This is a genomic window from uncultured Campylobacter sp. (assembly GCF_938045225.1).
Lineage (GTDB): Bacteria > Campylobacterota > Campylobacteria > Campylobacterales > Campylobacteraceae > Campylobacter_A.
Map to the genome: position 1 here is coordinate 1 of NZ_CALINL010000263.1, position 11,737 is coordinate 11,737.

The 11,737-nt window shown below is 40.9% G+C and carries 9 protein-coding genes, 2 tRNA genes and 1 pseudogene; 10 read left to right on the forward strand and 2 right to left on the reverse strand.

Annotated features, from left to right (window positions below):
- Positions 1-52: 52 nt before the first annotated feature.
- The 9 genes and pseudogenes from Q0200_RS09495 to Q0200_RS09535 all read left to right on the forward strand — a co-directional run.
- Positions 53-658, forward strand: a pseudogene (locus Q0200_RS09495) (SDR family NAD(P)-dependent oxidoreductase); the annotation flags it as partial.
- Between the two features lie 456 nt (positions 659-1,114).
- Complete coding sequence (locus Q0200_RS09500) at positions 1,115-2,869, forward strand: Na+/H+ antiporter NhaC family protein (protein WP_297940674.1); 1,755 nt, start codon at positions 1,115-1,117, stop codon at positions 2,867-2,869.
- Positions 2,870-2,871: 2 nt separating this feature from the next.
- A complete protein-coding gene (trmA, locus tag Q0200_RS09505) occupies positions 2,872-3,993 on the forward strand; it encodes a tRNA (uridine(54)-C5)-methyltransferase TrmA (protein WP_297940676.1) in 1,122 nt (373 codons plus the stop codon).
- Positions 3,986-4,381, forward strand: coding sequence for a CoA-binding protein (locus tag Q0200_RS09510; protein WP_297940678.1), 396 nt, complete (start codon positions 3,986-3,988; stop codon positions 4,379-4,381). Before trmA ends, Q0200_RS09510 begins: the two co-directional genes overlap by 8 nt.
- 160 nt (positions 4,382-4,541) lie before the next feature.
- Positions 4,542-5,753: a threonine ammonia-lyase gene (gene ilvA, locus Q0200_RS09515; RefSeq protein WP_002951266.1), complete on the forward strand. Its 1,212-nt coding sequence runs from the start codon at positions 4,542-4,544 to the stop codon at positions 5,751-5,753.
- A gap of 226 nt (positions 5,754-5,979) precedes the next feature.
- Entirely contained in the window at positions 5,980-6,666 is a 687-nt protein-coding gene (locus Q0200_RS09520; protein WP_297940680.1) for a DUF4230 domain-containing protein, read from the forward strand.
- Positions 6,667-6,673: 7 nt separating this feature from the next.
- On the forward strand, positions 6,674-7,363 hold the full coding sequence (locus Q0200_RS09525; RefSeq protein ID WP_297940682.1) for an MOSC domain-containing protein: 690 nt from the start codon (positions 6,674-6,676) through the stop codon (positions 7,361-7,363).
- 75 nt (positions 7,364-7,438) lie between these two features.
- Positions 7,439-7,513 (forward strand) — tRNA-Gln (locus Q0200_RS09530).
- Positions 7,514-7,525: 12 nt separating this feature from the next.
- Positions 7,526-7,600, forward strand: a tRNA-Met gene (locus tag Q0200_RS09535).
- Positions 7,601-7,647: 47 nt separating this feature from the next.
- Here Q0200_RS09535 and Q0200_RS09540 read toward each other — a convergent pair.
- Complete coding sequence (locus Q0200_RS09540; RefSeq protein ID WP_366118588.1) at positions 7,648-8,184, reverse strand: tyrosine-type recombinase/integrase; 537 nt, start codon at positions 8,182-8,184, stop codon at positions 7,648-7,650.
- A 14-nt stretch (positions 8,185-8,198) separates the two neighbouring features.
- Here Q0200_RS09540 and Q0200_RS09545 point away from each other — a divergent pair, with 14 nt between their 5' ends.
- Positions 8,199-8,690 (forward strand): alpha-amylase family glycosyl hydrolase, encoded by a 492-nt coding sequence (locus tag Q0200_RS09545; RefSeq protein WP_297940684.1) that lies wholly within the window; start codon positions 8,199-8,201, stop codon positions 8,688-8,690.
- 135 nt (positions 8,691-8,825) lie between these two features.
- On the opposite strand, the gene ppc is transcribed toward Q0200_RS09545, so the two are convergent.
- Entirely contained in the window at positions 8,826-11,516 is a 2,691-nt protein-coding gene (gene ppc / locus Q0200_RS09550; RefSeq protein WP_297940685.1) for a phosphoenolpyruvate carboxylase, read from the reverse strand.
- Between the last annotated feature and the right edge of the window lie 221 nt (positions 11,517-11,737).

An 11,737-nucleotide genomic window follows, 5' to 3' on the forward strand; every position in this document is an offset into this window, starting at 1 on the left:
TTGAACTGGATGAAGTAACGAGACTCGTTGTTGTTCTTGTCGAAGATAGTGAAATACGCATATCATCGTCGCCGACATCCGCGATAAAAAGGCGGTTTTTGACGGCGTGGCAAATTTACCGCAGGAGTTTCGCGATATCGAAGTGCTCGTAAATAACGCAGGCCTAGCGCTGGGACTTGAAGGCGTGGCGGAGACTAGCATCGAGGACTTTGAGACGATGGTCGATACCAACATCAAGGGGTTTTTATACTCGACCAAGGCCGTTTTGCCCCTCATGATCGCTCGAAAGAGTGGCTATATCTTTAACCTAGGCTCAACCGCTGGCGCATGGCCGTATCCTGGCAGTCACGTTTACGGCGCTAGTAAGGCTTTCGTGAAGCAGTTTAGTAGAAATTTGCGCAACGACATCCGCGGCACCGGCATCCGAGTGACCGAGATAGCTCCTGGCATCTGCAAGACCGAGTTTAGCGAGGTTCGCTTCGGCGGAGATAAGGCTAAGGCCGACGCGGTTTACGAAGGCGTGGAGTACATCACGGCCGAGGATATCGCGCAGATCGTGCTAAACTGCCTAAATATGCCTCACCGCGTCAATATCAACGTCGTCGAGGCGATGGCGACGCAGCAGACTTGGGCCGGGCTTTTTATCGAGAAAAAGTAGGCTTTTGCCGTTTGCGGATTCGGGTTAAATTTGACTCTTTTATCAAATTTAACCCGAAATTTGACGCCTAGTATTAAATTTCGAGCGGCAAACTTAATAGCGTTTTAAACCTGTGCGGTTTGAAGCAGATATCGTAAATTTACCTTTTTATGTAAATGACGCTCTGCGCTTTAAATACAAAATTCGACCAACAAGCCAGAGTTTCAAAATTCCCTGCAAAATTTAAGTCATGACTAAATTTAAAATTTGTCGCCGAGTGCAGTTTTAAACAAAATTTCCCCAAAAGCCTCATTTTTAACATAAAATTTTAATAAAGAGCTAAAAATTTTGAATTCTAAGCGAATTTAAAACAAAAATTTAAGCCGCATTTAGCTAAATTTATGCCTTAAATACCGACCGACGGCACGCGGTGCGGAAAATTTGATTAAACCGACGAAAAACAAAAAGGAGTTTTTGATGAAAAAGATTTTATTTTTGTCGCTTTTGCCGATCTTGGCGTTAGCCGTAGATCCCGAAGTAGCGAAGAAAAATGCCGAAATATTCGGCTTTTGGACGCTCATCCCGCCTGTGGTGGCGATAGTTTTGGCGTTTATCACCAAAGACGTCGTTTTGTCGCTGTTTATCGGTGTTTTTAGCGGAACGTTTCTCATAAATATCGTTAATGAAAACGTCTTTATGGGTATCGTAAAAGGCTTTACCGGTATCGTCTCAAGGGTTGTTGACTCGATGGCTGACAAGACCTTTGTAAAGGGTTTTACCGACATCGTAAAAAGGGTCGTGGGCTCGCTGGCCGATAGCTGGAACGCGGGCATCGTGCTTCAGGTGCTTTGTATCGGCGGCGTGGTCGCGCTCATCACCAAAATGGGCGGAACCAAGGCTGTGGCGATATGGCTAAGCAAAAAGGCCAAAACAGGCGTTTCTGCACAAATTTCAACCTGGGTGATGGGACTTTTCGTCTTTTTCGACGACTACGCGAACTCCCTCATCGTGGGCCCGATCATGCGCCCGATAACGGACAAATTTAAAGTCTCTCGCGAAAAACTAGCCTTTATCATCGACGCAACCGCCGCTCCGATCGCGGGTCTAGCCGTCATCTCGACTTGGGTCGGGCTTGAGATCTCGCTGATCAAACAAGGCTACGAGCTCATCGGAATAACGAACGTAAACGCCTTTAGTATCTTCGTCGAGACGATGCCTTATAGATTTTACAATCTTTTCATGCTATTTTTCATCGTCTGCACCGCATTTATGGGGCGCGAATTTGCCGGTATGCTAAAAGCCGAGCGCAGAGCTAGAGCGGGCGAACTACACCCAAGACAGGGCGGAGCTATGATAGAGGACGTCGAGGATAAAACGCTAGAGCCTAAAGAAAACATAAAACTACAAAGCTCAAACGCCGTTATTCCGCTTTTAGTGCTTATTTTGGGCGCGTTCGTTAGCTTTTACTTTAGCGGTCTGGGTGCGCTTGAGGGCGAGGCTCTTGAGAGCGCGAAGGCTCATCCGCTTACGTTCCACACTTTCCAAGCTACGTTCGGTGCTGCCGATGCGTCTGTGGCTCTATTTCAGTCGGCTTTGCTAGCTACCGTGGTGGCGATATTTATGGCCGTTTATAGAAAAATTTTAACCGTACGCGAGGCGATAGAGACTTGGGGTAAGGGCTGGAAAACCATGATAACTACGATCATCATCCTGCTTCTTGCTTGGTCGCTTAGCTCGGTGATCAAGGAGCTTGGCACGTCTCGCTACCTAGTCGATCTGCTTTCGCAGTCTACGCCAAAGATCGTCCTTCCGGCGGCGATTTTTATGCTGGGTTCGTTTATCAGCTTTTCTACCGGCACCAGCTACGGCACGATGGGCATTTTGATGCCGCTTGCGATACCGCTAGCTAGCGCGGTCGGTATGCACAGCGGACTAGAGGGCGATGCCTTGCACGCGTATATGATAGTAAATATCTCAGCCGTTTTAACTGGTGCGATATTTGGCGACCACTGCTCGCCGATCTCGGATACTACGATACTTTCGTCTATGGGTGCTGGGTGTAACCACATCGATCACGTCCAGACGCAGATGCCTTATGCGCTTGCGGTTTGCGCGATCAGTATTTTTGCCGGATATTTCCCGACTGCGCTTGGCCTAAGCATCTGGATAGTGCTTCCTTTGGGGCTTTTGGTGACGGCTTTGGTTGTTAGATTCGTCGGGCAAAGGGTTTAAATTTGCCCGATAAGTTTTGCAAATTTTTAGGAGAGTGCGGTAGTTGCACTCTTGATATGCCTTACGAGGAACAGGTTAAATTTAAAACCGAGTTTATAAGGCGCGAATTTGAGCCGTTTTATAGCGGCGAATTTGAGTTTTTCGCCTCGCAGAGGGCCGCTTACCGCACTAGGGCGGAGTTTGGAGTCTGGCGCGACGGCGAGGAGCTTAGATACACGATGTACGGCACTAAAACTAAGCGTATTTTTATAGACGAATGCCCAAAAGTAGCCGCTCCTATCGCAAATTTGATGCCGCGTTTGCTTGAGGTGCTTGCGAAAAATCAAATTTTAAAAGAGAGACTCTTTGGTGCCGAGTTTATCTCGTGTGCGAGCGGGATACTGGCGACGCTGCTCTATCATAAGCGTCTAGGCGAAGCCGAGCAGGGCGAGATAGAGAGCCTAGCGCGCAAATTTGCCGATCTGAGCGTAACGATAGCTGCGAGAGCAAAGGGGCAAAAGCTACTAAGCGGCGAGCTAAATTTACAGGACTGCCTAAATATCGGCGGTAAAATTTACAAATTTACATTCGGCGACGGAGCTTTTATCCAGCCAAACACCGCCGTAAACGAAAAGATGATCGCATGGGCGAAGAGCTGTGTAGAGCGCGGCGTGGATCTGCTCGAGCTTTACTGCGGACACGGCAACTTTACTGTTCCGATGGCGGAAAAATTTAAACGCATTTTGGCAACCGAGATATCCAAAAGCTCGATCGCAAATGCGCTCAAAAACTGCGAACTAAACGGCGTAGATAACATCAAATTTTTGCGAATGAGCGCTGAGGAGCTGATGAGCGCGTTTGGGCGCGAGCGCGAGTTTAACCGCCTAAGAGAGCTTGATATCTTTAGCTACGACTTCTCGCACGTTTTGGTCGATCCGCCGCGCGCGGGACTCGATGAGAGCGTGATAAATTTCATCAAAAACTACGAAAATATCGTCTATATCTCCTGTTCGCCGCAGAGCCTAAAGCGCGATCTAACGCAGCTATCCGCGACTCATGAGGCGGTCAAATTTGCCGTGTTTGATCAGTTTGCAAACACCGCTCACATCGAGTGCGGCGTGCTTTTAAGGAGTAAAAATGCCTAGCGAATTAAGGCGAATTTTATCCTCCGCTAAAAATATCGCGGTCGTGGGCCTTAGTCCAGATGAGAGCAAGCCTAGCAACGAGGTAGCAAAATTTCTCATTGAGCGCGGATTTAACGTATTTCCCGTCTATCCAAAATTTGATGAAATTTTAGGGCGCAAGGTCTATAGAAATTTAACTGAAATAGATGAAAATATCGACGTCTTAGTGATGTTTAGAAAGGGCGAGTTTGCTAGCGAGCTAGTAAAGGACGCCGTCAAAAAAGGCGTGAAAACGCTGTGGCTACAGCTTGGTATCACAAGCGACGAGGCGGGAGCGGTCGCGCGCGAAAATGGGATAAATTTCGTGCAGGATAAGTGTATAAAAATCGAGCTACAAAGGCTTGACTAGGCTAAATTTGACGACGAAGCGTGTGCTGTAAATTTAGCGGTCCGCGGCAAAAAACAAAAGTATAAATAAAAATAAAGAAAACGTAAGCAAAAATACGGTAAATAAACGCGCAAACAAAAGCGACTAAAAGTAAAATTTAAACAAAAAACGAAAGGCTAAAATGATCTCTCTAAATAAAATAATCCAAGCCAAGCGCACGATAAGCGGCTTCGTGTATAAGACGCCGTTTGCCTACAGCGCAAAACTAAGCCTCGCAAGCGGCGCGCTCATCTACCTAAAAGAGGAAAATCTCCAGCGCACCGGCGCGTACAAGATCCGCGGCGCGTATAATAAAATCGCAAATTTAAGCGCTCAGGAGCGTAAAAAAGGCGTCGTCGCGGCAAGCGCCGGCAATCACGCTCAGGGCGTGGCTATCTCGGCGCGCGAGTTTAAAACGCCCGCTACTATCGTGATGCCCGAGTCCACGCCGCTTTTAAAGGTGCTTGGCACCAAAGATCTAGGCGCCGAAGTCATCCTAAAGGGCGATAACTTCGACGAGGCCTATGCCTACGCCGTAGAGTACGCCAAGCAGCAGGGCATGAGCTTTATCCATCCGTTTGACGACGAGTACGTGATGGCCGGGCAGGGCACTGTGGGGCTTGAGATGCTTGACGATCTTGCCGAGCTTGAGACTATCATCGTGCCGGTTGGCGGCGGCGGACTAATCAGCGGCATATCAAGCTGCGTAAAGCAGGTAAATCCAGACATTCGCGTGGTCGCTGTGAGCGCGAAGGGCGCGCCTGCGATGTTTAATAGCTTTAGTGCTAAAAAAAGTATAAACTCAAAAACCGTGCGCACGATCGCCGACGGTATCGCGGTTCGCGACGCTAGCGAGACAACGCTGGCAAATATCCTAGAGTGCGTGGACGAGTTCGTGCAGGTCGATGACGAGGAGATCGCAAACGCGATTTTGTTCCTGCTCGAGACGCAAAAGATCGTGGTCGAGGGTGCGGGCGCGGTCGGCGTAGCTAGTATCCTGCACAACAAGGTCAAATTTAAAGCCGGCGAGCGCATCGGCATCGTGCTAAGCGGCGGAAACATCGACGTACAAATGCTAAACGTCATCATCGAAAAGGGTCTCATCAAGTCTCACCGCAAGATGGCGCTGCAAATCACGCTTATCGACAAACCGGGCGCGCTCATGAGCCTAACCGATAGTCTAAAGATCGCAAATGCTAATATCGTGAAAATCGACTACGACCGCTTCTCCACGAGCCTAGAGTACGGCGACGCTAATATCACGATCACGCTGGAAACCAAGGGCGAGGATCACCAAGAGCTCATCAAAAAAGTGCTTAGGGAGCATGATTTTAAATTTATTCAGGTGTTTTAAGCTGTTTAAATTTGAGCTCAAATTTGCTTGCTAAATTTGGAGTAAATTTGAGCCAAATTTAAACCCGTATCTTAAAGGTGCGGGTTATGCTAAACCACACCGACTCTAAAAGCTCGCTAAATTTAAATTTACGATCCAAATTTATATCGATATAAAACAGCCAAAAGCTTAAATTTAACGATTATTTTAACGAATTTCGCTAAAATCGCCTTTTAAAGGAGCAAAGATGATAGATGTTACAAGCCTTATTTTAGCGATTTTGCTGGCAATTTGCGTATTTACTATTTTTAGATTTAATAAAGCCTTAAAAACCGCGCAAAAGCCTGCGACGACGCAGATTAGCACCGAGATATCGCAGCTAAAATCCATCGGCGAGCTATCCGTTTTTCAGGTCTATAGCAAAGAGATCGTGACTAAGACCGACCATGCATTCGGTAGTTTTGGCAAGGAGTATCTGCGCTGGCTGGTGAGCGAGAAAAAGCTCTCGATGATATTTGAGTTTGAGATAAATTTTATCTACGACCTAACGAGCCCGCGCCTAGAGATCGTAAACGTCGCGAGCGAGGAGTATCTCATCAAGATGCCGCCTTGCAAATACAAATTTTCGATCGCGAATATGAAATTTTACAACGAGAAGAACGGCGAATTTATCCCGTTTTTGCTACCTGATTCGCTAAATGGATTTTTCGGTAGTAGTTTTAGCGAGGAGGATAAAAACAGGCTCATCGAGGAGGCGCGCGCCGAGGTCGAAAAGATGTCCGTACGCCTGATAAATCAGCTCCAGTCAAAGATCCACAAGTCTGCTCGCGACACGCTAGAGGCGATCGCAAAGAGCTTTGGGGCTAGGGCGGTTAGGTTTGAGTTTAACGATGAGGGTGAGCAAGTTCAGCTAAATCTGCAAAACGTGGCGTGAGGACAAAATGACATTTCTAAAAGCGCTTTTGATAGGTAAAGCAAGGCAGTATGGCAGCCAGACGGCCACGGACGAGCTAGGCAAGGCGTGGCGCTCAGCGATATTTAAAAATGCGCAAACGGGTGAAATTTACGCGGGCGAGCTTGGATTTGAGGGCGACGAGGTGGCTGATACGAAACATCACGGTGGCGTAAATAAAGCCGTGTTTGCAAATTCGCTCGAAAACTATCCCGCGTGGGAAGCTTATCTGGGGCTTAAAAATTTGCCGCTGGGCGCGATGGGCGAAAATTTGACCATTAGCGGGCTGGATGAAAATAGCGTAAACGTGGGCGACGTACATAAAATCGGCTCACTGGTGCTACAAGTAACTCAGCCGCGAAAACCGTGTTTTAAGCTCGCAAAGCGGTGGGGAAATGCAAATTTGGCTAAAGAAATTTTTGCCACGGGGCTAACCGGATGGTACTACAAGGTGCTTGAAAACGGCTCGTGTAAGGCCGGTTGCGAGGTGGAAATCCTACAAAAAAACGAAAATGCTCTAAGCGTGATGCAGATAAATAAACTATTTTTTAATCCGAGCGAAAATTTGGATTTATTGCCTAAATTTAGGGCTCTTAAGGCGCTGCCTGCTAGCTGGCAGGATGATATAAATAAGCGCTTAAACGGTTCATATAGCACGGCTTTTATGGAAAAACTTTGAAAAAATGGCGAAAATTTGCCAAAAAGCTTGACAAATAAGGTAAAAATATATATAATCACCTTTCTTTTTACAGGCTGGGGTATCGCCAAGCGGTAAGGCAATTGGTTTTGGTCCAATCATCCAGAGGTTCGAATCCTCTTACCCCATCCACTCAAATTTCATCGCGGAGTAGAGCAGTGGTAGCTCGTCGGGCTCATAACCCGAAGGTCGGCGGTTCAAGTCCGTCCTCCGCAACCAAATCCCCATTCTATCGGCATTTGAAAGCACTTTCTAAAACCCTTAATTTATTCTGAAATTGATTTTAGTAAATTTTCGATAGTTTCTTTAGATTTTCTTACGTTTGCAGTAATATATTTTTGTGTAGTAATGATATTTGTATGACCGAGAGTAAACGATACTTGCTCGATCGGAATTTTAAGATAATTAATCGAATACGTGCCGATTAAATGCCTTATATCGTGTAATCTAATTCTAGGTAGATTATTACGCTTTAATAGAGAGTTCCAGCTCTTACGCAAATCCTGGTATTTGTCGTTTGTCATAGGGTTTACGAATACATAGCCGTTTAGCTTATTTTGTTTCTTAGCTTCAACGTATCGACGATAAAGACGATCATATAGATCATCGCTCATTTTATAAACCATATCGCGCTTTGCTTTGTTGATTTTAAACGGAATAGTGTAAGTCCTGGTTTTAAAATTTATATCGCTGAATTTTAAACTCAATACTTCGTTTTTTCGACGACCATGAAGCAGAAAAAAGAATATATCCGCGCCCGGCTCTTGATGCTGTAATGAACTTATTAGGAAGTCATGATACAGAACGAGTACTAACTATGCTAGCATTTGATAATCCTGAAGATGTTCCTGTTCATGAAAGACCAACATATAAAATGTCTAATGAACAATATACTAAAGCGAAAGAACGCCTTAAGTATGCTAGTTTTATTCAATTTACTCTACCTGGTGTTCCTTGTATTTATTATGGTGATGAAATTGGAATGTACGGCTTTAGAGATCCTTATAATCGTTTAGGTTTTACACATAATGATAAGGATGAAGATCTGTTAAATCACTATATTAAACTATCAAACTTTAGAAATGAAAATAAAGATGATTTTATTACAAACTTCGAGTTTATTTATACAGACAACAAGTGTGTTGCATATAGACGAAATAATGTTCTTTGTATTATAAATCTTGATTCTAAAGCTCATTTTATTGAGAATTTCTCTGGTGAAAAACTATTTGGAAACAATAAAGTTTATTCGACACCTTTTGGAACGGTTGTTCCACCTAAGAGTTATATCGCTATAAAAATTAAATAATTTAAAACACACAATTCTTAAAAATAAGGATTGTGTGTTTATTTATGCAATCTAAATTCATATCTAATTATATAGTTTTTAAGTATTAAATTTCTGAAAAAAGAGAGGACTCATATTGAATCCTCTCTTACGTTATTATCCTGAGTTTCTAAGTCCTGTAGCTACTCCGTTAATTGTTATATGAATTGTATTAATTTGTGATTCAGGTAATTTACCTTCTCTTGAACGTTTAATTAACTCTAATTGAATTAGGTTTAATGTATTAAAGTACTGTAACCTATTTTCTAAACTTCGAGTTAAGTATGTATTGTCTTCTAAGAATTCTTTATGTTCTGAAATTTCTAAAACTACTTGTTTTGTTAAATTCCATTCTCTTAAGATTTCTTCATATACCTGCTTAGTTTCTTCTTCTTTACATAGATTTGCGTATTCTTTAGCTATATCCATGTCAGATTTTGACATAACCATGTCTACGTTTGAAAGTAGAGATGTAAAGAATGGCCATTCTTTATACATTTTACGAAGTTTTTCAATATTTCCTTTATCTTTGTTTATAAAGTTTGAAAATGCTGTTCCTACTCCATACCACCCTGGAAGCATAATTCTACTTTGTGACCATGAAAATACCCATGGAATTGCTCTTAAACCACCGATATCAGTAATTTTTTTACGTGATGCTGGACGCGAACCAATGTTTAAACTTGAAATTTCTTTAATTGGTGTTGCTTCAAAGAAATAGTTGTAGAAGTTAGGATTTTCAAAGACTAGTTCTCGATATTTGTTATAACTGTCTTCTACTATTTCATCCATAATAACTTGGATTTCAGGTATATCTCTGATGTCTGTATTAACTTTATCAGCATTCATTCTTTGAATTACGGCAGAGAATAAGGCTTCTAAATTATAGTATGCAGCGTCACTGTTCCCATATTTGGCTGCGATAATTTCACCTTGTTCTGTAAGACGAATTCTATCTTGTACACTTCCTAGAGGTTGAGAAATAATCGCATCATAACTTGGTCCACCACCTCGACCAACAGTACCACCTCGACCGTGGAAGAAAGTAACTTTAATATTGTGTTTTTCTCCTAATAATGATAGCTCCTGTTGCGCTTTATAAAGTGACCATCCAGATGATAGGTATCCGCCATCTTTATTACTATCTGAGTATCCTAACATAATCTCTTGGTACCTTCTATTATCACTTACCCATTTTTTCACGATATCTAGACTTAAGTATTTATCCATTACTTCATATGAATTCTCTAAGTCTTCGATTGTTTCGAATAATGGTACAAGTTGTAATCTTGCAAAGTCACTTCCTACTAAACCAACTTCTTTAAGCATTATTGCAAGCTCTAATAAGTCAGAGACACTTGTTGTGTGTGAAATAATATTTTGTTTAATGACATTGTCACCAAGTTTATCTTTTAATTTTCTAGCTGTTCTAAATATTGCTAATTCTTTTCTTAATTCTTCTGATTGTTTATTTTCATCATTTATACTAAGTGGTCGTGGATCTTCTTTTAATTGTTTTAATAGAAGTTCACATTTTTCTTCTTCACTTAGTGAGCTGTAGTCTTTTTCAATATTAGCACTACTTAATAATTCAGCAACTGAAGCTTCATAGACACTTGAATCTTGACGCATATCTATACTTGCTAAATAGAATCCAAAGATTTTAACAACATTTAGTAATTCTTCAAATTCTCCAGTTACTAAGATTTCACCTTTATTTTCTAATAATGATTTTTCAATTATTGTTAAATCAGTGATAAACTCATCAGCTGTAAGATATTTATCTTCAACTTCTTTATCTTGTAATAAATACTCTCTAGTGTTTTCAAGTTTTTCTTTTATATATGATAAAGCTCTTCTATATAATTCTTTTTCTCTATACTCAGAAGTATCACTTGAACGATTTGCTAATTCTTCTAGTTTTTTACTTCCTTTAGTAACGTGAGATGACATTGAAAATGTTCTATATAAACTATTTAATTTCTCAATATAATACGTTGTAATAAGCTCACATTGCTTCATTGCTGATAGATTTAATGTTTCAGCAGTTACAAATGGATTTCCATCACGGTCTCCACCAATCCACATTCCCATTGTTATTGGAGTCTCATTTTTTAATTCTATCTTATTTTCTTCTAACAATAATTTATACTCAGTCATTAACTTTGCAACTGCTTTAATAAATGATAGGTTATAATATTCTAATACGTTTGTGATTTCGTTAGCTACTTTTAATTTTTTCTCACGAATAATATCACTTTGTGTTAATATTTCAATATGTTTTTGGATTGCATTTTTCCATTTTCTTTCATTTATTAAACCATTTTTTACATCACGGTGTTTTCTTAATAAACTATGAAGTTTTTCTGTTAAATCAAGAACTGTTTTACGTTGAACTTGTGTTGGGTGAGCCGTTAAAACTGGTACTACATTAATATTTTCTAAGATATTTTTATCTTTAATATTTTTAATAGACTCAGATAATTTACCTACATATGTTTCACCTATATTATTTTTATAGTTGACTTCATAAGCTAAATCAACATCTTCAGCTATATTAATTAATAATGGTAAAATTGAAAAGAAGTTTGCAACAATTTCCATTTCTTCTTGAGTTAAATCTTTAATTATAAGATTTAATTTTTCGTAATTTTTTTCATCTGCTAATGCTTTTAATTCTACAATTTTTTCAAATGTATTTTCAGAAATCATTTTTTGTGTTGCTTTTAACAACATTTCTGTTAGAATTTGAATCTCTTCTTGTATAATATTTTCATTTACATTGCTTTCTAATCTTATGTTTTGCATTTAGTTACTCCTTGATAAGTTTTTTACTAATAAAGTATATTTATCAGTTTTAACTACATATTCCATTATAAAACTTTTTTTCTAATAAAACAATGAATTTTAAGCATTTTTTTTATATTCTTAATTATTTTACTAACTTTTTTTAGAAATCTCTTTTTATTGTTCTTATTTCACTGTGTTTAATTATTTATTTTAAACCACTTATAAACCTTTATTATATT

Excerpts from the sequence above, each read along its gene's own strand:
- Q0200_RS09500 (WP_297940674.1), top strand. The coding sequence starts at position 1,115 with ATGAAAAAGATTTTATTTTTGTCGCTTTTGCCGATCTTGGCGTTAGCC.
- Q0200_RS09510 (WP_297940678.1), top strand. The coding sequence starts at position 3,986 with ATGCCTAGCGAATTAAGGCGAATTTTATCCTCCGCTAAAAATATCGCG.
- ilvA (WP_002951266.1), top strand. The coding sequence starts at position 4,542 with ATGATCTCTCTAAATAAAATAATCCAAGCCAAGCGCACGATAAGCGGC.
- Q0200_RS09520 (WP_297940680.1), top strand. The coding sequence starts at position 5,980 with ATGATAGATGTTACAAGCCTTATTTTAGCGATTTTGCTGGCAATTTGC.
- Q0200_RS09525 (WP_297940682.1), top strand. The coding sequence starts at position 6,674 with ATGACATTTCTAAAAGCGCTTTTGATAGGTAAAGCAAGGCAGTATGGC.
- Q0200_RS09545 (WP_297940684.1), top strand. The coding sequence starts at position 8,199 with ATGCTAGCATTTGATAATCCTGAAGATGTTCCTGTTCATGAAAGACCA.
- ppc (WP_297940685.1), bottom strand. The coding sequence starts at position 11,516 with ATGCAAAACATAAGATTAGAAAGCAATGTAAATGAAAATATTATACAA.